This is a genomic window from Alcaligenes sp. Lyrl_28, assembly GCF_051948705.1.
Lineage (GTDB): Bacteria > Pseudomonadota > Gammaproteobacteria > Burkholderiales > Burkholderiaceae_B > Alcaligenes > Alcaligenes ammonioxydans.
The window spans coordinates 630611-651254 of sequence record NZ_JAYJLG010000002.1; the positions used below are offsets into that span (position 1 = coordinate 630611).

Sequence of the window (20644 nt, forward strand, 5' to 3'; positions counted from 1 at the left end):
ATGAGACGCGCATTGCGCAATGTGGCCATTATTGCCCACGTTGACCATGGTAAGACCACCTTGGTCGATCAATTGTTGAGACAGGCAGGTACGTTCCGTGACAACGAACATATCTCCGAACGTGTCATGGACTCGGGCGATATCGAGAAAGAACGCGGCATTACGATTCTGGCCAAGAACTGTGCCGTTGAGTACGAAGGCACTCACATCAACATTATTGACACCCCCGGTCACGCTGACTTTGGCGGCGAGGTCGAGCGTGTGTTGTCCATGGTCGATGGCGTGTTGCTGTTGGTGGACGCGGTCGAGGGCCCGATGCCCCAAACCCGTTTTGTGACCCGCAAGGCGCTGGAATTGGGTTTGCGTCCAATTGTGGTGGTCAACAAGGTGGATCGTCCTGGCGCTCGTCCAGACTACGCGATCAACGCGACTTTTGATTTGTTCGACAAACTGGGCGCGACTGACGAACAACTGGACTTTCCCATCATTTACGCATCGGGCCTGTCGGGCTACGCCGGTTTGACCGAAGATGTGCGCGAAGGCGATATGCGTCCTTTGTTCGACGCAATCTTGCAGCACGTTCCTCAGCGTGAAGATGATGTCAATGCTCCTTTGCAGTTGCAAATCTGTTCCCTGGACTACAGCTCCTACGTGGGCAAGATTGGTGTCGGCCGTGTAAACCGGGGTCGTGTCCGCGCTGCTCAGGATGTCGTTGTGAAATTTGGTCCTGATGGCGAAGTCATCAAGGGCCGTATCAACCAGGTTCTGAAGTTCAAGGGTCTGGAGCGTGTCTCGGTGGACGAGGCTGAAGCAGGCGACATCGTTCTGATCAACGGTATTGAAGAGCTGGGCATTGGTTGCACCGTCACGGACCCCGCCCATCCGGAAGCCTTGCCCTTGCTGCGCATTGACGAGCCTACACTGACCATGAACTTCATGGTGAATACCTCGCCCTTGGCCGGTCGTGAAGGCAAGTTTGTGACCAGCCGTCAATTGCGTGATCGTCTGGACCGAGAGCTGAAGTCCAACGTGGCTCTGCGCGTGAATGAAACCGACGACGATACCGTGTTTGAGGTATGCGGTCGTGGCGAGTTGCACCTGACCATTCTGATCGAGAACATGCGTCGTGAAGGCTATGAAATGGCCGTGTCACGTCCTCGCGTGCTGATCCGTGAAGAGAACGGTGTCAAGATGGAGCCCTACGAGCAACTGACGGTGGACGTCGAAGACGGCCACCAAGGCGGCGTGATGGAAGAGCTGGGTCGACGTCGTGGTGACTTGCAGGATATGGTTGCCGATGGCCGTGGCCGTACCCGTCTGGAATACCGGATTCCCGCTCGTGGCCTGATTGGCTTTCAGGGCGAGTTCATGACGCTGACACGCGGTACCGGTTTGATGAGCCATACCTTTGATGAGTTCCGTCCGATGCGTGAAGGTACGGTTGGCGAGCGTCGTAATGGTGTGCTCATCAGCCAGGATGATGGGGACGCCGTAGCCTACGCTTTGTGGAAGCTGCAAGATCGTGGTCGCATGTTTGTGTCGCCGGGTGATGCGCTCTACGAGGGCATGATCATCGGTATTCACAGCCGTGACAACGATTTGGTGGTCAACCCCATCAAGGAAAAGAAGCTGACCAACGTGCGAGCTTCCGGCAAGGACGAGCATATTGATCTGGTTCCACCTATTCGTCTGACTCTTGAATACGCCGTGGACTTCCTGGATGACGACGAGCTGGTTGAAGTGACTCCCAAGTCCATTCGCCTGCGCAAGCGTTACCTGAAAGAACACGAGCGCCGTCGCAGCCAACGCGAAAGTTAATTTTTCGGGTTTAGCGATACGAGAAAACGCCTGCTTGATGCAGGCGTTTTTTTTTCTCTTACTATGGTTGGCGTCAGCCGGATTTAGAACGCGGTATTAAAAAGCTGGGGTGTATGCATAAGCACCCCAGCTTGATTTTTAAATTCAAGAAAGGGTGTGGGATAAATAAAATTGATTAAGTGGCTTATTGAGTCTGATGGGTTGCTTTAATTTCTGCTTAATACCTGCTTGATACAAACTGGCTGGACACATTACCAAGCTCGCTTTGCAAAGTCTCAGTTGTAGCTGGGCATCTTCTTGTTTTTGAAAAGATTTTTTCATTGCAAGAGCCGGTGCGCAGTTTCCCCCATTAAGGAGAATACTGATGGTGCAGCATATTGTGATTGTAGGTGGTGGTATTGGCGGTACGATGACCGCCAATCATTTAGTGACCAAGCTATACCCGGAAATTCGTTCTGGTAAAGTCCGCATTACCATGCTGTCCAACTCTCCCTGGCATTATTACAAGCCCGCTTTTATGTACGTGGCTTTTGATGCTTTTTTCAGGGACGAGTTGCGACGTCCGCAAATTTCACTTTTGCGCCCCGAAATTGATTTTCAGCTAGAGGAAGTCAGTGGTTTTGACTTCAAGGCCAGCCGTCTGCACTGCGCCAGTGGTAAGAAGATCGACTATGACTACCTGGTTCTGTCTACCGGCTGCGTCCCCTCACCGGAAAAAATCGAAGGCCTGAAAGAGGGCGGTGATCATTTCTATCAGCATGCGCCCGCGCGCCAATTGGCGGACCGCCTGAGCAAGCTGGAAAAGGGCCGTGTGCTGGTAACGGTCACCTTCCCCAAAACTCATAACGTCCCTCACCAGTGCGGTATTGCACCGGTAGAAACAACCTTGATGCTGGACGAGTACCTGCGTCGTCGTGGTGTACGCGACAAGGTGGAGATTGCTTATACCTATCCCACGACCTCCCAGCTTTTGCGTAATTGTCTGTTCATGCAGAACGAGGTTTGTCAGGTCTTGCCGCCCATTTTTGAGGATCGGGACATCAAGCATCAACGCGGTTTCACCCTGAGCCGTGTGGACCCTGAACGCAAGATTGCCTATTCCGAAGAAGGCGCAGAAGAGCCGTTCGACCTCCTGATGGCGACTCCTCCCATTACGGCGGTGCCTGCTGTACGTGACTCGGGGATTTCTCAAGCCGCCGACAACGAAGGCTGGGTCCCCACCGATCAACAAACCATGAAGGTGCTGGGGCTGGACAATGTATACGTGCTGGGTGACACGGTGGACCTGCCTATCAGCAAAGCGGGCGGCTCCTGCCATAACCAATCGCCCGTAGTGGTCAATAACCTGGCCTCAGAGTTGCGATTTGGGCGCACCAGCGACGAATACGATGGCCGGGTGGTGGCGGTAGCCCAAATGGGTCTGGAGGGCGGTATGCCGCTCTGGTACGACTACAAGGAGGATGTGCATCCCACGCCGCCCACCAAACTGGGTGGACTGCTGCGCAAGGGTTTTAACCGGGGTATTTACTGGGCCGTGGCCCGTGGCTTGGTCTAAGTCAGGAGAGACAGATGAATTCGGTATCGGATAAATCCTTGAATCCCGATGATGCGGGCGCTGCTCAGAAGTCCCCTTCCGCTCTGGAAAGCCTGCTTGGAGAGGATCCGGGCATCAAGGGCCTGGATGAACTGATCGGCAAGATCGAACCTTTGCTGGCCGGTGGTCGCCTTAATCGGGTGGTGGATGCGGTGTCCCTGCTGGCCGATCTGGTGGATATGACGGACGACTATATGCTCGAAAAGCTTATGAAGGGCTTTGAGGAGGGCATAGGGGCCGCCTGGTCGGTTGGAAATGCGGCACGTATGGCTTCGGATCAGGTGCGGGCCACGGAGACCACACCGACCCTGATGGGCCTGATACGACTGGCCAAGGAGCCGGAAGTGCGTCGCGGCCTGACTTTCTTTTTGATGATGGCCGGTGTGATGGGGCGCCAGATGCGTTATCAGGACCTGGATCACACGGGGGACTGACACGGCCGCTGTATCGCTAAAGAAAAAAAGGGCGGCTTGTGAAAGCGGCCCTTTTTTCTTGTTCGGCACCTCAGCGTTCAGTGATTCAAAAATGCCATTTGGCGCTTTTCCACGATACGGAAAATGCCCACCAGAATGAAGGACACGCACAGGTAAATCAGTGCAGCAATCCCGTAGGAGGTAAAAGTCTGGTACGTGGCGGCATTGGCGTCGCGCGCGATCTTGAGCAGGTCAGGAACGGTAGCGGTAAAAGCCAGCGAGGTGGCATGCAGCATCAGCACCACTTCATTGCTGTAAGCAGGCAGCACACGACGCAGGGCTTGCGGCAGAATCACGCGGCGGTACAAGGTCCAGCCAGACATGCCATAAGCCCGGGCCGATTCGATTTCACCCGGAGGCATGGAGCGGATGGCCCCCGCAAAAATCTCGGTGGTGTAGCCGACAGTATTGAGGGTCAGGGCCAAAATCATGCAATTGAAGCCGCTCATGAAAAAAGCTTCCAGTGCCGGCACGGATTTGACGATGGCCAGCTTGTACATGGCGGTATAGATCAGCAGGATCTGTACGTACAGCGGCGTACCCCGGAAAAAGTAGGTGAAGGCGCCGATGGGACGCGACAGCCAGGCTTTGCCCGACACCCGGCCAATGGCCATGAAGATCGACAGGAAAAAACCGATGGTGACCGAGATTACCAACAGCCACAGCGTCATGGCCAGGCCCGAGAGCTGCCCGTTGCTTTGATAAAGGTAGGCGCGCCAGAATTCGTTCAGGACATCCATTAGAACTGCGCTCCTTTTACGCCGATGTTATAGCGTCGCTCCAGGTAGCTCAGCCCGATGTTGCTGACTGCGGTCAGGCCCAGATAGATCAGGGCGGTCAGGCCCACAAACAAGAAAGAGTTGAAGGTGGCGTTGCCGGCATTCTGGGCAATCTTGACCACGTCGCTCAGGCCGATCAGCGATACCAGGGCAGTGGATTTAAGCAGAATCTGCCAGTTGTTGCCCAGTCCGGGCAGAGCGTAGCGCATCATTTGAGGGATCTGTATGCGGTGCAATATTTGCCAGGCGCTCCAGCCACAGGCTTTGCCAGCTTCCATCTGGCCTTTGGGGATGGCCATCAGGGCGCCCCGGAAGGTCTCGGCAAAATAGGCGCCATAAATAAAGCCCAGAGTGACCACTCCGGCGCCGAAGGGATCGATCTCGATCATGTCCCATTCCAGCCAGTCGGTCAGCTCGTTCAGCCAGATTTGCAGGCTGAAAAAGAACAACATCAAAAGCACCAGATCCGGGACACCCCGGATCAGGGTGGTGTACAAACCGCCCAGCCCTCTTAGCAGCGAGGTGCGGGACAGTTTCATCAGGGCAGCCACCAGGCCAAGCAGCAGGGAAACCAGCAGCGAGAGTACCGCCAGCTTGATGGTTTCCCAGGTGCCCGCCAGCAACTGCGGCCCATAACCGTAAAGCAGCATGGTTCAGATATCCAGGTCAGGGCGCAATGCGAATGTTGTCTTTTTGGAAGTATTTGTCTGCAAAGGCCTGCATGGTGCCATCGGCTTTCATTTCGCGCAGAACTTCATCAACGGTTTTCTTGAGTTTTTTGTTGCCTTTGCGAATGCCCATGGCAATCGGTTCGTTCAAAATCGGGCTGTCATCGACGGTACTGCCCGTCAGTTCAAAGTCGGCGCCGGCCGGTTTGCTCAAAAAGCCTTCGATGGCGTTCTGGGCTTCCTGGAAGGTGGCGTCAACGCGGCCACCGGCCAGGTCATTGAAGGCGTCGGTGTAGCTGGGGTAGGCCACAATGGTGACGCCGTTATTGGCCCAGTTCTGGCGCGCATACGTTTCCATGGTGGTGCCTTGCTGCACGCCCACACGTTTACCTTTCAGTGATTCGGCGGTGGGCTCCAGGCCGCTGCCCTTGCGGGCGGCCAGGCGAACCGGCACGATGTACATGGGTTCGCTAAAGTCGATGACCTTGGCCCGCGCTTCGGTGGCCGTCATGGTGGAGTTGGCCAGATCGAATTTGCGGGCCTGCAGGCCGGGGATCAGGCTGTCAAAGGACTGATCGATCCACACGCACTTGGCTTGCAAGCGTTTACAGATCTCGTTGCCGATATCGATGTCAAACCCCTGCAATTGGCCGCTGGGGTCCAGGTATTCGAAGGGGGGGTAGCCTGCTTCAGTGGCAAAACGGATTTCGGATGGCCCGTCAGCATGGGCAACGGGCGCCAAGGCGGTGCAAAAAGCCACCATCAAAAGGCGGGCAAGGATTTTGTTCATGTGAAGGACTCCGGCAAATATCGACTAGCTTGTGGCATTCAATACAAATTCGGCCCTGCTGATGGAGGGCCGAAGAAAGACCGCAAATTTAACCCGGACGCCTTACTGGGGCAATGCGGGTTCCGCCCTAGGCAGCACGCAGCACTGGTTGATGTAGCCCATAACCTCGTCCAGATCATCGGTCAGGACCAGCAAATTCAGGTCTTTGGGGCCAATCAGGCCCAACTCCATCAATTGGTCACCAATCCATTCGATCAGGCCGGACCAAAAGGAAGTGCCGATCAGTACAATGGGTGCAGGTGGGACTTTGCCGGTTTGGACCAGCGTCATGACTTCAAACAGCTCATCCAGTGTGCCGAAACCGCCGGGCAGGGCAATGTAGGCCCAGCTATGCATGAAAAAGGTGGCTTTGCGCGAGTAGAAATACTCGAATTGCAAACTGTGCGTCTGGTAGGGATTGTTGGTCGTTTCGTGAGGCAAGCGTATATTCAGGCCAACACTTTGCCCGCCTGCTTCGTACGCGCCTTTGTTGGCGGCTTCCATCAGCCCGGGGCCGCCGCCTGCAATCAGGGTGACGCCCGCTTCGGCCAGACGACGGCCCAGCTCCTGGGCCAGTTCGTAGTAAGGATGACCGGGTTTGATGCGTGCGCTGCCAAAAACACTGACGCCAGCACCCATTTCTTTTAATGTATCGACCGCAGTTTGCAGTTCCTTCATGATGGTAGGAATCTGCTCAGAGGCCGGTAAACGGACGATTTTATTGTTAGACATGAAAAAAACCTTGTTGCTCGTTGATGGTTCCAGCTATCTGTATCGAGCGTACCATGCGATGCCCGATCTGCGAAACGCGCAAGGCCAGCCTACAGGCGCTTTGTACGGGGTCATCAATATGCTTCGTCGCCTGCTGCAGGATTATCAGGCGGACTATATGGTATGCGTGTTTGATGCCAAGGGCCGCACCTTCCGGGACGATCTGTACGATCAATACAAGGCAAACCGGCCTTCCATGCCCGATGACATGGCGGTGCAAATAGAACCGCTTCACAGAGCCGTGCGGGCCATGGGCTGGCATCTGATTTGCCAGTCCGGCGTAGAGGCTGACGACATCATCGGCACGCTGTCTCGCCTGGCCGCTGAAAACGGCATTGAGACGGTGGTCTCGACCGGGGACAAGGACCTGGCCCAGTTGGTCAATGAGCATGTCCGGCTGGTCAACACCATGAGTAACGAGAAGCTGGATGTTGACGGGGTGATCAGCAAGTATGGGGTGCGTCCCGATCAGATCGTCGACTATTTGATGTTGATTGGCGACACCTCGGATAATGTCCCCGGTGTTCCCAAAGTAGGCCCCAAGACCGCCGCCAAATGGCTGGGGGAGTACGGCAGTCTGGACGAACTGTTGCGTCACGCCGACAAAATCAAAGGTGTGGCGGGGCAGAACCTGCGCGACTTCAGTGCCAACTTTGAAATGACGCGCAAGCTGGTGACCGTCAAGCTCGATTGCGAGGTACCTGGTTTTACGGGGGATTTCGAAGCTCTGGAACCGGAACCGCGTGACAAGGCCACTTTGCAGGACATTTACGAGACTTATGGTTTTCGGACCTGGCTGCGCGAGTTGACGCAGGACCCGGATCGTGTGCCTGCACAGGACAGCCGCGTCGAAGCGCAAACGCCGCAGGCGCCGACGGAGCTGGATTACCATACCGTCACCACCAAGGAGCAATTGAGTTCCTTGTTAAGCCTGCTTGAAAAGGCGCAACTGGTGGCACTGGATACCGAAACTACTTCCCTGGACCCCTTGATGGCGCGACTGGTGGGTCTGTCGGTCTCAGTCAAGGCAGGCCAGGCTTTCTATGTTCCCGTCGCACACCGGGGTTCGCTGGACCTGGAGCAACTGGACAAAGACTATGTATTGCAGACCTTGCGGCCCTGGCTGGAGAATGCGCAGGCGGCCAAGGTCTTGCACAACGCCAAATACGATACTCACGTCCTGCTCAATGAGAAGGTCCATTTGCGCGGTATTCAGGACGACACCATGTTGCAAGCCTATGTCCTGCAGTCGCACAAGCGCGTCAGCATGGACGAGCTGGCCCTGCAATGGTTGGGGCTGAAAGGCACCTCGTATGAGGACATTTGCGGCAAGGGCGCCAAGCAGATTGGCTTTGACGAAGTCGAGATCTCAGTGGCTTCCCACTATGCCTGCGAAGATGCAGATTACACCTTGCGACTGCATCAGTGTCTGCGTCCTCAGCTCGCCCAGGAGACAGGGCTGGAGCGCATTTATCGGCTGGAGGTGCAGGCCTCGGAAGTGCTGACCATTGTGGAGCGCAACGGCGTCAAAATCGATGTGTCCACCCTGGCGCGTCAAAGTCACGAGCTGGGGCAGAAAATGCTGGAGCTGGAGAACAAGGCCTACGAGCTGGCTGATCAGCCCTTTAATATGAATTCACCCAAGCAAGTCGGTGAGATCCTGTTTGGCAAGCTGGGTATTCCCGTCGTGCGTAAAACGGCCAGCGGCGCGCCGTCCACCGATGAGGATGTATTGACCCGTCTGGCCCAGGACTACCCCTTGCCCCAGGTGTTGCTGGAGTACCGGGGCTTGGCCAAACTCAAGTCCACGTATACCGACAAATTGCCCAAAATGGTGAATCCGGACAGCGGGCGGGTGCATACGCGTTATTCACAGGCCGCCGTTATTACAGGGCGTCTGGCCTCCTCGGATCCGAATCTGCAAAATATTCCTGTACGTACGGCAGAGGGTCGTCGTGTCCGGGCTGCGTTTGTCTCCGAGTTGGGCAAGGTGGTGTCTGCTGACTATTCCCAGATTGAATTGCGCGTGATGGCTCATGTTTCAGGGGACGCCAATTTGCAGCAGGTGTTCGAGCAGGGCGGTGATGTACACACTGCCACGGCCGCCGAGATTTTCGGTATTCAGACCCAGGACGTCAGTTCCGATCAGCGTCGTGCCGCCAAGGCCATCAATTTTGGCTTGATTTACGGCATGGGGGAATTTGGTCTGGCCAGCAATCTGGGCATCACCCGTGATGCCGCTCGCGCTTACATCGACCGCTACTTTGCGCGTTATCCGGGTGTGGCCAGCTACATGACTCGTATCAAGGCCCAGGCTCACGAGCAGGGTTATGTGGAAACTGTGTTTGGCCGACGCTTGTGGCTGCCAGAGTTAAAGGGAGCAAAAGGGCCTCGCATGGCGGGCGCAGAGCGTGCTGCCATTAACGCGCCCATGCAAGGCACCTCGGCTGATCTGATCAAGATGGCGATGGTCGCGGTGCAACGCTGGCTGGAAGACAATAAGCTGCGTACACAAATGGTGATGCAGGTGCACGACGAACTGGTGTTTGATGTGCCCGAAGACGAGTTGGACACCTTGCGTGAGCATCTGCCGGGGCTGATGTGCAATGTGGCCAAGCTGGATATTCCACTGGTGGCGGAGGTAGGGGTGGGCGACAACTGGGAGCAGGCCCACTAAACGCGCACGCCTTAAGGCCAGGGCAGGCGGGTTGGCGCGTCTGCCTGTGCAAGCTTGAGGTCAGTAAAAAGGGCGACCTGGAAACAGGTCGCCCTTTTGTGTGCTCACGAGGCTATTTTGCGCTTGTCTGGCGCTGTGTTCCTGGTCACCTAAGGACTGGAGCGTTCAGTCGTCGTTGGAGCGTACCCGATTGGGAAGCAACTCATCGTGCTTGGCCAAAATGGGATAGGCGGCGGCACTGACCAGATACGAGTTGATTGTGCGCACGTCGCGCAAGATTTCCAGATACAGGGAGCCTTGCTCGGCCGAATCCAGTTGGCCGGCTTTGATCTTGCGAATATGGCGGTCGGCGGCGGCCACTTCCAGTTCGCGGAAAAAATCTTTCTCAAAAGCCAGGAAGCGGGCGGTTTTGACGTCTTCGGCCACAAACAGCGCGGCTGCCTGACGCTGATTGCGAATCAGCCTGTCCATGACCTTGCCAATTTCCGTCTGTTCTTCCGCTTGCAATATCCAGCCCTGTTTGCGCAACTTGGCGGTATGGCTGAGCAAGCCGTTCACGCTGATGGTGGCGGCATGCGAGATATTGGTCGAGAAAGTCAGAATATCGTTAAGGCGGCGGGTATCTTTCTTGTTCAGATTCTCCTGGTCCAGGCGGGCCAGATACGTGGTAATCAAAGGCTCCAGGCGATTGACGGCATTGCTGATATAGCGTGCGTGGTTAATGCTGTGGGTGCTGTTGTTAAGCATGTTCTGGCGTGCCGTATCCAGGATTTCCTGCAGCATGTCGGACAGGCGCAGGGCTTCCCTAGCTGCATTGCCCAGGGCCACGGCAGGGACTTCCAGAGCCGACTGATCGAGGTATAAGGGCAGGCCGGGATCGTCCGGGTCTGTGCGACGGGGCAGATAGCGACTCAGCAAGCGCGAATAGGGTTTGAGCAAAGGCAGGAACAAGGCGGCCACTGCCAGATTGAAGAAGGTATGGAAGTTGGCAACGGCGCGGGCCGGGTCATGGGTGAACCAGCTCATCAGATCGGGAATCCAGGGCAGCAGAATCATGCCTATCAGACAGCCGAACAGCCGGGTGCCCAGGTTGCCAATCGGCAGACGTTTGTTGGCGGGGTCTTTGGTGCTGCCGGCGCCTTCCAGAATCGGGTTGATGGCAGTGCCCACATTGGCACCCAGGACCAGGGCGTAGGTCAGTTGCGGGTCCATATGCTGGTGGCTGGCCAGGGAAATGATCAACACCACGATGGCAACGCTGGAGTGAGCGGCCCAGGTCAGCAGGGCGGCCAGCAACATGCCGGTCATGGGGCTGCCGGCCAGGGCTTCCAGGATGGTCTGCAGCAAGGGAGCATCCTGAATGGGCGAGAAAAGTCCCACCAGTTCATGCAAAGACAGCAGCAGCAGGCCCAGGCCGATAAAGACCCGTCCCAGATCACGGCGTCGTCCCGGCTCTTGCGAGCGGAACAGCCAAACACCCAGAAGAATCAGGGCAGGGGCCAGCGCGGTCATCTTGAAGGACAGCAATTGCACGATCAGCGTCGTGCCCACATTGGCGCCCAGCATGGCGGCCAGGGCTGGCACCAGGGCGACCATCCCGGTAGCGGCAAAGCTGGTAATCATCAAGCCAGTGGCGGTACTGCTCTGAATGGCTGCGGTAATCGCGGCGCCGGCAAAGAACGCGCGTCGTGGCCGTCCCAGTGCGTGGCCCATCCAGATGCCCAGCTCGGCACCGAATGCGCGCTGAACCCCGCTTTGCACCATGTGGATACCCCACAGGAGCAAAGCGATATAACCCCCGAAATCGAGAAGTGCGAAGATTTCTTTCATGGCTAAATAATAGCCCAGCGCCTCTTACAAGCGTGAGTCCCAGATTACGGACACACCGATTCGCTTGGTAGAGGGCTGACGCGCAGGCGGATGACGACGGGCAGGCAGGCAGAAAGCCTGCAAAAAACGCTCCGAAAGCACCTAGGCTTGCGGAGCGTTTTGTCTGGCTTGAGTGCCGGGGTGCTTACACGGACTGGGCGCTTTGCAGTGCCTGGATGCGTGCGGCAATCGGCGGGTGCGAGGCGAAGATGGCGCTGATGGAGCGACCGCCCGAAATGCCTGCAGCTTCAAAGTTCTTGGGCAGCTCGCCCGGCGCCATGCCACCCAGACGGGCCAGGGCGTGAATCATGGGCTGGCGCGAACCGAGCAGTTGGGCAGAGCCGGCATCGGCGCGGTATTCCCGTTGACGTGAGAACCAGGCCACGATGATGGAGGCCAGTACGCCAAAAATCAGCTCAAACACAAAAACCGAGGCGTAGTAACCCATGCCCACATCACGATCATTACGCAGCAGTACGCGGTCCACAAAGTAGCCGGCCAGACGGGCCAGGAAGATCACGAAGGTGTTCACCACACCCTGGATCAAGGTCAGGGTCACCATATCGCCATTGGCGATGTGAGCGACCTCGTGGCCCAGCACGGCCATGACTTCTTCTTCGGTCATGCCGCGCAGCAAACCGGTGGACACGGCGACCAGCGCATCATTCTTGAACGCACCGGTGGCAAAGGCATTGGGTTCGCCTTCGTAAATGGCTACTTCCGGGCGGCCAATACCGGCACGGTCAGCCAACTGATGCACGGTGTCGACCAGCCAGGCCTCTTCGGCGTTGGCAGGGGCGTTCGGGTCGATGACGCGGGCGTTCACGCTTTGCTTGGCCATCCACTTGCTCATCAGCAGGGAAATGATGGCGCCGGTAAAACCGACCAGGGCCGAGAAGATCAACAGTTGCGTCAGGTCCAGACCCTGCGCGTTCAGGTAACGTCCCACACCCAAAATATTCATGGAGGCGCTGAGCACCAGCATGACGGCCAAGTTGGTTATTAAGAAAAGGACAATTCGTTTCATGAATGCGGATTCCGGTGTGACAGAAAAAAGCGTGACCGTGAGTACACGATCTGCGCGAATTTTAGCCTTGATTCCAGGCGTGAAAATAAAATAGTCAGCTTTTAGTCAGCTTTTGGACAAGATAGTTTCGTGGGCTGTCTTGCCTGCTGTTGTGTAAGTGGTCTGGATATGGGGTTGGCGGACCACTTTTACAAGGTGGGGAGTATAGTAATGGCTTTCCCTTATCACTGAATCTGGTCTGATCACATGCAGTCATTGTGGATGCTGGTAGCCTGCGCCATGTTTGCCATTATGGGGGCCTGCGTCAAAGTGTCCGCCGATGCGGGGGCCTCGATGGCACAAATCGTTTTGTTCCGGGGTGTACCGTCGGTTCTGCTATTGGTGTTCTGGGCCAAGAGTCGCGGTTTGAGGCTGGCCCCGCAAAGCTGGAAGCTGCATATCCGACGTAATGTGTCGGGGGTCAGCTCCATGTGGCTGGGCTTTCTGGCCCTGGCCAATCTGCCTTTATCCACGGCGGTTAGCCTTAACTACACTGCTCCCCTGTTTATTGCCTGCTGGATGCTCGCCTGGGGCGGTACCCAGCGCGATCCTGTGCGTCTGATCGCGGTGCTGCTGGGTTTCATGGGGGTGATCGGCGTACTGCGCCCCAGTATTACTCCCGACCAGTGGTGGGCGGCCATGCTGGGCCTGTGTGCCGGCGCGCTAAGCGCCGTCGCCATGATGCAGGTGCGGGCTTTGGGGCGTTCTGGCGAACCCGAATGGCGCACGGTGCTTCTGTTTTCCTGTTTTGTCGTCTGTTCCAGCCTGCTTGGCCTGCTGTGGGAAGGTTGGCGGGAGCTGAGCTGGCGCGCCTGGCTGGCTTTGCTGGGCGTGGGCCTGTCGGGCTTGTTCGGGCAGTTGACCATGACACGGGCATTCGGGCTGGGCTCGGCCTTGTTGACCGCGGCCCTGCAATACACCACCATTATTTTTGCTGCCCTGATTGGCATAGCGTTCTGGGGCGATGTGCCCGACTGGCTGGCATGGGCGGGCATGGGATTGATTATTGGGTCTGGCCTGTTGTCGGCCTGGCGTACCTACAGCGAGGATCGTATCTTGCGAGGTCAGGCCGCGGCGCAGGAGCAGGCTTCTGTCAAGGAGGCATGAGGTGTTTGAATTTCTGGTTAGCGCCGAGCAGGTCCAGGCCGAGCTGAACAATCCGCAGTGGTTGATTCTGGACGTACGCCATGATCTGGCCGATCATCAGGCCGGGCGGCGCGCTTATGAGCAAGGACATATTCCCGGGGCAGTTTTTCTGGATCATGAATTGGATCTGGCCGCGCCCAAGACGGGTTTCAATGGCCGCCATCCTTTGCCCAGCCGTCAGGAGCTGGTCCAGCTTTTGCAGGGAAAAGGGTTGAGCGATGACACGCAGGTGGTGGTGTATGACGCCCAGGGGGCGCTGTTTGCCAGCCATATGTGGTGGATGCTGCGCTGGTTGGGGCACTCCCGGGTCGCTATTTTGAACGGCGGCTGGCAAGCCTGGCAACAGGTGGGGGGAGCCGAGCAGCAAGGGGCCGCCACGCCGGTTCAGTCCACTGGCACGGTAAGCCTGCCTGAGCACGCTGCCATGCCTACGGTCAGCACTCAGGAAGTGCTCAAAAACCTGACGACGCCTGTTTTCACGGTACTGGATGCGCGCGCTGCGGAGCGTTATCGGGGAGATGTGGAGCCGATGGACCCCGTGGCCGGCCATATCCCCGACGCCTTGAATCGTTCCCATCTGAATAATCTGGATGAACAGGGGCGTTTCAAGCCGGCAGCGCAGTTACGTCAGGAGTTTCAGGATTTGCTGGGTGCCACTCCTGCCCATCAGGTCGTACATCAGTGTGGTTCAGGTATTACCGCTTGTCACAATCTTTTTGCGATGGAGTTGGCAGGCCTGACGGGTTCCGGTCTTTATCCGGGCTCCTGGAGTGAATGGGTGAGTGATGCGAGCCGCCCCGTAGCGCGCAGTTAGGCTTGCCCTGCCACCCTGGCAGAATTGAAAAGGCCGCCCACGGGCGGCCTTTTTACCGCCGGGCCTCCTCAAGGTAAAAGAGTCCCCGTGGGGAGCTGCAAGCCGCAGGCGCGGCGTGGGGGGCATTTTTCTTTTTTGTACCGGCTCTCTATCCGGATTGTAGACTTCCCTCCCGCGCCAGCTCCCGTACAATGCCACTTCCAATTGGGTGTCGGCTTGTCCGGACCGCCCTCATTGATCAGGAATAATTATGGTTAAATCTCGCGATGATAATCAAAGCGCCCAGGCGCCAGCCCAGCAGGATTTCGAGTCCGCTCTGGCGCAACTGGAGGCGCTGGTCGCTCGTATGGAAAGTGGGGCGTTGCCACTGGAGCAAGCCTTGCAGGCGTACGAGCAGGGCGTGGAGTTAGCCCAATTGTGTCAACGCAAGCTGGACCTTGCCCAAGAACAGGTCAGCGTATTGCAAGGCAATCTGTTGCGTCCCCTGTCCGGGGATGAGGCCGTTGGAGATAGTTAAGATGAGTTCTACCAGTTTTTCTGATTGGCTTCAGGCTCGGGTTGAGCAAACTGAACATGTACTGGATCAGTCCTTGCCCCCAGTCAGTCAGGAGCCTGCTCGTTTGCACGAGGCCATGCGTTATTCCGTGCTCGGGGGGGGCAAGCGTGTGCGTGCCGCCCTGGTGTATGCTGCCGGTGAGGCTGCCTTGCAAGGCAAGCCGATGGCCGCTGCGCAACAAAAAGCTCTGGAGTTGGCGGCTGCAGCCGTGGAGCTGATTCACGCCTACTCTTTGGTACACGATGATTTGCCTTGCATGGACGATGACAAGCTGCGTCGCGGCCGTCCGACCACGCATGTGCAGTTTGACGAAGCCTGCGCCATGCTGGCTGGCGATGCTTTGCAGCCCTTGGCCTTCGAGCTGTTGGCGCAAATGCCAATTGCGCCCGCTCTCATCGTGCAGGCGATTACCCAGTTGGCTCAGGCTGCGGGCAGTGCCGGTATGGCGGGCGGTCAGGCCATTGACTGCGATAGTGTGGGTATTGCCCTGGATCGCGATCAACTGCAGGAAATGCACAGCATGAAGACCGGTGCCATGCTGCAGGCCAGTGTATTGCTGGGCGGTATTGTGGCAGGCGCCTCGTCTACCGTGCGCAATGGCCTGGAGGAATATGCCCAGGCTGTGGGTCTGGCTTTTCAGGTTGTGGACGACATTTTGGATGTCACCGCGGATACGGAGACCTTGGGCAAGACGGCGGGCAAGGATGCCGCTGATAACAAGCCCACCTATGTGTCCATTCTGGGTATGGAAGGATCGCGAGAGTTGCTGGGGGCGCTCAATGAGCAGGCCCAACTGGCGTTGCGACCTTTGGGGCCTGCCGCGACACGCCTGACGCAACTGGCCGATTACATCGTGGGCCGCGATCATTAGACCGTTGCCGGTCTGTGTGACTTTGGCACAGGCCGCGAAGCGTTTTACAATAGCCGATTGGCGATTGTTCTTGGACAGTCGTTTCACTTATTTGCCCGGATAGACGTCTTTTAGTATGACAACCGTTTCCCTAGAGCAGATCCACTCTCCCGCCGACTTGCGCCAGCTTGATCAACGCGATCTTCCCGAGCTGGCCCGTCAGTTGCGCGAGTTTGTTCTGCAGTCTGTATCCAAAACCGGTGGGCACTTGTCGTCCAATCTGGGCACGGTTGAATTGACCACGGCCTTGCACTATGTGTTTGAGACGCCGCACGACCGTATCGTGTGGGATGTGGGTCATCAGTCCTATCCGCACAAGATTCTGACTGGCCGGCGCGAACAAATGGCCGGCTTGCGTCAGCAAGATGGTATTTCGGGCTTTCCCAAGCGCTCCGAGTCCGAATACGACGATTTTGGCACCGCGCATTCCTCCACCTCCATCTCGGCGGTGCTGGGTATGGCCGTGGCCTCGCGCAATGCCGGTATCGAACGTCAGCATATCGCCGTGATCGGCGATGGAGCCATGACGGCCGGTATGGCCTTCGAGGCCCTGAACAATGCAGGCGTGACTCCCGATGTGAATGTGCTGGTGATCCTGAACGACAACGACATGTCGATCTCGCCACCCGTGGGTGCCCTGAATCACTATTTGGCGCGCCTGATGTCGGGCCGTTTCTATGCCGCTGCCAAGAATGTAGGTCGTGCTGTTTTGCAGCATGTACCGCCCGTACTGGATCTGGCGCGCAAGTTTGAAGGCCATGCCAAGGGGATTCTGACGCCCGCTACCTTATTTGAAGAGCTGGGTTTCAATTATGTCGGTCCGATCGACGGCCATGATCTGGATGCCTTGGTCTCTACCCTGAGCAATCTGCGCGATCTGGGCGGCTTGCAGTTTTTGCACGTCGTCACCCGCAAAGGGCAGGGCTACAAGCTGGCAGAGGCTGACCCTGTGCTCTATCACGGCCCTGGCAAATTTGATCCCTCCGTGGGTTTGGTCAAACCTGCCACCAAGCCGCGTCCGACCTTTACCCAGATTTTTGGTCAGTGGCTGTGTGACATGGCCAGACACGACCAACGCTTGTACGGTATCACCCCCGCCATGCGTGAGGGCAGTGGGATGGTGGAGTTCGAGCAGCAGTTTCCACGCCGGTATTTCGATGTGGGCATTGCCGAGCAGCACGCTGTCACCTTTGCGGCCGGGTTGGCCTGTGAGGGGCAAAAACCCGTTGTGGCTATTTATTCGACCTTTCTGCAGCGTGGCTACGATCAGTTGATTCACGATGTGGCCTTGCAGAATCTAGACGTGACCTTTGCGTTGGATCGTGCCGGAATCGTGGGGGCCGACGGGGCGACCCACGCGGGCAATTACGACATCGCTTTTTTGCGTTGCATTCCGAACATGGTCGTTGCCACGCCGTCGGATGAAAATGAAACTCGCTTGCTGTTGACCTGTTGCTACCAGCATCCCGGGCCCAGCTCGGTGCGTTATCCGCGGGGTGCCGGCATTGGGGCGCCGGTGAGTCAGGAACTCAACACCGTGCCGCTGGGCAAGGCGAATTTGCGTCGTCAGGGCAAAAATCTGGCGATTCTGGCTTTTGGCCCAGTGTTGCACGAAGCCCTGAAAGCGGCCGAGGCACTGGATGCCACCGTGGTGGATATGCGTTTTGTCAAACCCATGGACGAGGCCCTGCTGCAAGAGCTGGCGCAAAGCCATCAGGCTTTTGTCACAGTGGAAGAGGGTTGTCTGATGGGTGGCGCAGGCAGTGCCGTGCTGGAATTTATCAGCCGTGAAGCGCTGGTCATGCCCGTTTTGCAGCTGGCTTACCCCGACGAGTTCATCGATCACGGCGACCAAAAGAAAATTGCTCAGGATTTGGGTCTGGATGCGGTTGGCATTGAACGCTCCATTCGTGCGCGTTTCTCAAGTCTGTTCGAGGAATGAGGCAATTTCTGCACAGTTTAGGGTTTAAATACCCCAATATGCGCGTTCTTGTTAAGGTTATCGAAGCTCGCTTGCGATAAGCGTAAGATAATCATCAATTATTCTTTTTATTTACAGTGGCGGCTCTGCCGTCGCTGAAGCTGATGGATATGAATACAGTGTCGGAATCGCCCTTGGCCATGCCAGATGTGCAAAGCAGCATGGATACACGCCGTGTTGCAATTCAGCGCGTGGGTGTGCGCGGGGTGCGGCATCCGATGATGCTGGATCTGCAGGGGCAGGCTGTGCCCACCGTGGCGCAATGGGAGTTGACGGTGGCTTTGCCGCCGGAAGAAAAAGGCACCCATATGTCGCGCTTTGTGGCCTTGCTGGAAGAGTATCGCCGTCAAGCCCTGACCCCAGCCGGTTTTGTACAGATGGCCCAGGCCATGCTGCCTTTGCTGAACGCCGGTCGTGGCGATATGACAGCGACTTTTCCCGTATTTCTTGAAAAAGTCGCGCCTGTCTCGGGAGTGGCCAGCCTGATGGATTACACCGTCAGCTGGACGGCACGTGTTGGCGTGGATGACCAGCCCGAGTTCGAGCTGTCCGTGCTGGTTCCCGTGACCAGTCTGTGCCCCTGCTCGAAAGCAATTTCCGAATACGGTGCGCATAATCAGCGCTCGCATGTGACCGTGCAAGCCGTTTTTTCCCATCCGGACGCTCTGGATCTGCCCGCCTTGATCCGGTCGGTGGAGGAGCAGGCTTCGTGTCAGCTTTGGGGCCTGTTAAAGCGCACTGATGAAAAATACGTGACCGAGTACGCCTACGACAATCCCAAATTTGTCGAAGATCTGGTTCGGGATGTGGCTGTCAGCGTGCGCAGTCTGCCCGGAGTGTTGCGTTATAGCATCGAAGCCGAGAATTTCGAGTCGATTCATAATCACTCTGCCTACGCAAGCGTGCAGGGCTAAGGCTTTTGGCTTGTCAGCCAGGCTTTTTTGGTGCTAGTATCTATGGTTTCTTGCTCGACCCGGATTGAATGGGCGGGCTGTCGCGCTTGGTGCCTGACTGTTTTAGCAGCGGGTAGTAGGCGATATCCACAAGGAGTTGTTCCATGCGTCACTACGAAGTAGTGTTCATTGTGCATCCCGATCAAAGCGAGCAAGTGCCCGCCATGATCGAGCGCTATTCGGCGATTGTTACTTCCGAAGGCGGTGCTATTCATCGTCTGGAAGACTGGGGCCGCCGTCAACTGGCTTACCCCATCCAGAAACTGGTCAAGGCTCACTACGTGTGCCTGAACATCGAATGCGGTCAGTCCACCTTGGACGAGCTGGAGCATTCCTTCCGCTACAACGACGCCATCTTGCGTTACCTCGTCGCTGGCACGAAGAAAGCCCCTGAAGGCGCTTCGGTCATGATGAAGTCCGTCGAACGCGAAGAAGCACGTAAAGCAAGCACCGAAGCCAGCGCTCCTGCAGCGGCTGACGCTGAAGCTCAAGCTGAAGAGTAATAGCTCCGACTGCGTGAACCAGTTCTCTCTTGCCGGCCAGCTTATCGACATCAAGCCTTTGCGTTATACGCCGGCTGGTGTCCCTGCTCTGGAATTGGTCCTGGAACACGAATCTTCCGTAATGGAAGCCGGTCACTCCCGGCAAATCGCATTGACGATGCAGGTAGTGGCATTAGGCAATAACGCCTTGGGTCTGGCAGACACTCCTTTGGGAGCCCATTTGCAGCTACAAGGTTTTATAGCCCCGGCCCGTAAAGGTTCGACACGTCTGGTGCTGCATGTACAGCAGTATCAGCGTCACTTTCCGGGACAAGGCTCTGTTACGGTCTGACTGGTCTGGCTCGATCGTCGCGAAGTGTTCAACACCTCGCTTCACACTGAATTCTCCCGGGTATAGCCCGGTTACTAACGAGGCACAAAATGGCTTTCCGTAGAGGCAAAGACAAAAAACGCAAATTTGCACAACAGAACCCACTGTTCAAGCGCCGCAAATTCTGCCGCTTCACCGTCGCTGGCGTTGAAGAAATTGATTACAAAGATCTGGACACCCTGCGTGATTTCATCCAGGAAAATGGCAAGATCATCCCTGCACGTTTGACGGGCACCAAAGCTCACTACCAGCGTCAGCTGGACACCGCCGTCAAGCGCGCTCGTTTCCTGGCTCTGTTGCCGTACACCGACAACCACAAATAATCCAGAGGAACCTTAGTCATGCAAGTTATTTTGCTCGAAAAAGTCGCCAACCTGGGTAATCTGGGTGATGTCGTGCGCGTACGTGATGGTTACGCCCGTAACTTCCTGCTGCCACGTAAAGTTGCTCGCCGTGCAACGGCTGCTGCTTTGCAAGAGTTCGAAGCACGTCGTGCCGAACTGGAAAAGCTGCAGGCTGAAAAGCTGGCCGCTGCTCAGGCTCAGAACGAAAAGCTGAACGGTCAGACGTTCACGCTGGTTCAGAAAGCCGGTGTGGATGGTCGTCTGTTTGGTTCCGTGACCACCATGGACATCGCCAATGCACTGAAAGCAGCAGGCTTTGAAGATCTGGTCAAGACCCAGGTTCGTTTGATCGACGGTCACCTGAAAGCTGTGGGCGAGTACCCTGTCCAGGTTGCTCTGCACCCTGACGTGATCGCTGAAATCAACGTTGTGGTTCAAGGCGACGTCGCCTAAGACTAGTGCGTTGACGCATGGTACATTCTTCTTTGGAGTGTATCTGCCAAGCTAGAAAAAGCCGGTGCAA

The 20644-nt window shown here is 56.8% G+C and carries 20 protein-coding genes; 14 read left to right on the plus strand and 6 right to left on the minus strand.

The features are described from left to right. The 3 genes from typA to VF694_RS07470 all read left to right on the plus strand — a co-directional run bounded on the left by typA (nt 1) and on the right by VF694_RS07470 (nt 3846). Nucleotides 1-1818 carry a translational GTPase TypA gene (gene typA / locus VF694_RS07460; RefSeq protein ID WP_003802464.1) on the plus strand — a complete coding sequence of 606 codons (1818 nt, stop codon included), beginning with the start codon at nt 1-3 and terminating at the stop codon, nt 1816-1818. Between the two features lie 364 nt (nt 1819-2182). Then, nucleotides 2183-3373 carry an NAD(P)/FAD-dependent oxidoreductase gene (locus VF694_RS07465; protein ID WP_440164015.1) on the plus strand — a complete coding sequence of 397 codons (1191 nt, stop codon included), beginning with the start codon at nt 2183-2185 and terminating at the stop codon, nt 3371-3373. A gap of 14 nt (nt 3374-3387) precedes the next feature. After that, nucleotides 3388-3846, plus strand: a complete 459-nt coding sequence (locus tag VF694_RS07470) for a DUF1641 domain-containing protein (RefSeq protein WP_440164016.1) — start codon at nt 3388-3390, stop codon at nt 3844-3846. A gap of 77 nt (nt 3847-3923) precedes the next feature. On the opposite strand, the gene hisM is transcribed toward VF694_RS07470, so the two are convergent. The 4 genes from hisM to VF694_RS07490 all read right to left on the minus strand — a co-directional run bounded on the left by hisM (nt 3924) and on the right by VF694_RS07490 (nt 6893). Next, nucleotides 3924-4625 carry a histidine ABC transporter permease HisM gene (gene hisM / locus VF694_RS07475; RefSeq protein WP_003802461.1) on the minus strand — a complete coding sequence of 234 codons (702 nt, stop codon included), beginning with the start codon at nt 4623-4625 and terminating at the stop codon, nt 3924-3926. Next, nucleotides 4625-5314, minus strand: coding sequence for an ABC transporter permease (locus VF694_RS07480; RefSeq protein ID WP_003802460.1), 690 nt, complete (start codon nt 5312-5314; stop codon nt 4625-4627). The genes hisM and VF694_RS07480 overlap by 1 nt, the downstream gene beginning before the upstream one ends. 16 nt (nt 5315-5330) lie before the next feature. Further along, nucleotides 5331-6122, minus strand: coding sequence for an ABC transporter substrate-binding protein (locus tag VF694_RS07485; protein WP_240209067.1), 792 nt, complete (start codon nt 6120-6122; stop codon nt 5331-5333). A 102-nt stretch (nt 6123-6224) separates the two neighbouring features. Continuing rightward, nucleotides 6225-6893 carry a TIGR00730 family Rossman fold protein gene (locus VF694_RS07490; protein WP_003802458.1) on the minus strand — a complete coding sequence of 223 codons (669 nt, stop codon included), beginning with the start codon at nt 6891-6893 and terminating at the stop codon, nt 6225-6227. On the opposite strand from VF694_RS07490, the gene polA reads away from it, so the two are divergent. Beyond that, the gene (gene polA / locus VF694_RS07495; RefSeq protein ID WP_440164018.1) at nt 6892-9609 is read left to right on the plus strand and encodes a DNA polymerase I; all 2718 of its coding nucleotides are present in this window, start codon (nt 6892-6894) and stop codon (nt 9607-9609) included. The two genes, VF694_RS07490 and polA, sit on opposite strands and share 2 nt — an antisense overlap. A 165-nt stretch (nt 9610-9774) precedes the next feature. Here polA and VF694_RS07500 read toward each other — a convergent pair whose 3' ends face one another. Continuing rightward, entirely contained in the window at nt 9775-11439 is a 1665-nt protein-coding gene (locus VF694_RS07500; protein ID WP_059318791.1) for a Na/Pi cotransporter family protein, read from the minus strand. A gap of 184 nt (nt 11440-11623) precedes the next feature. Further along, nucleotides 11624-12505, minus strand: coding sequence for a protease HtpX (htpX, locus tag VF694_RS07505; protein WP_131071405.1), 882 nt, complete (start codon nt 12503-12505; stop codon nt 11624-11626). 246 nt (nt 12506-12751) lie between these two features. On the opposite strand from htpX, the gene VF694_RS07510 reads away from it, so the two are divergent. From VF694_RS07510 to rplI, 10 genes are all read left to right on the plus strand, one after another. After that, nucleotides 12752-13651 (plus strand): DMT family transporter, encoded by a 900-nt coding sequence (locus tag VF694_RS07510; RefSeq protein ID WP_051010444.1) that lies wholly within the window; start codon nt 12752-12754, stop codon nt 13649-13651. Nucleotide 13652: 1 nt separating this feature from the next. Continuing rightward, a complete protein-coding gene (locus VF694_RS07515; protein ID WP_003802452.1) occupies nt 13653-14504 on the plus strand; it encodes a sulfurtransferase in 852 nt (283 codons plus the stop codon). Between the two features lie 250 nt (nt 14505-14754). Next, entirely contained in the window at nt 14755-15021 is a 267-nt protein-coding gene (locus VF694_RS07520; RefSeq protein ID WP_003802451.1) for an exodeoxyribonuclease VII small subunit, read from the plus strand. A gap of 1 nt (nt 15022) precedes the next feature. After that, nucleotides 15023-15931: a polyprenyl synthetase family protein gene (locus VF694_RS07525; RefSeq protein ID WP_003802450.1), complete on the plus strand. Its 909-nt coding sequence runs from the start codon at nt 15023-15025 to the stop codon at nt 15929-15931. 115 nt (nt 15932-16046) lie between these two features. Beyond that, nucleotides 16047-17912 (plus strand): 1-deoxy-D-xylulose-5-phosphate synthase, encoded by a 1866-nt coding sequence (gene dxs / locus VF694_RS07530; RefSeq protein ID WP_003802449.1) that lies wholly within the window; start codon nt 16047-16049, stop codon nt 17910-17912. A 149-nt stretch (nt 17913-18061) separates the two neighbouring features. Then, on the plus strand, nt 18062-18865 hold the full coding sequence (gene folE2, locus VF694_RS07535) for a GTP cyclohydrolase FolE2 (protein WP_003802447.1): 804 nt from the start codon (nt 18062-18064) through the stop codon (nt 18863-18865). A gap of 143 nt (nt 18866-19008) precedes the next feature. Next, nucleotides 19009-19407, plus strand: coding sequence for a 30S ribosomal protein S6 (gene rpsF / locus VF694_RS07540; RefSeq protein ID WP_003802446.1), 399 nt, complete (start codon nt 19009-19011; stop codon nt 19405-19407). 13 nt (nt 19408-19420) lie between these two features. After that, a complete protein-coding gene (gene priB, locus VF694_RS07545) occupies nt 19421-19738 on the plus strand; it encodes a primosomal replication protein N (protein ID WP_003802445.1) in 318 nt (105 codons plus the stop codon). Nucleotides 19739-19827: 89 nt separating this feature from the next. Continuing rightward, nucleotides 19828-20100: a 30S ribosomal protein S18 gene (rpsR, locus tag VF694_RS07550; RefSeq protein ID WP_003802444.1), complete on the plus strand. Its 273-nt coding sequence runs from the start codon at nt 19828-19830 to the stop codon at nt 20098-20100. Nucleotides 20101-20118: 18 nt separating this feature from the next. Continuing rightward, nucleotides 20119-20574: a 50S ribosomal protein L9 gene (gene rplI / locus VF694_RS07555; RefSeq protein ID WP_003802443.1), complete on the plus strand. Its 456-nt coding sequence runs from the start codon at nt 20119-20121 to the stop codon at nt 20572-20574. Nucleotides 20575-20644 lie beyond the last annotated feature (70 nt).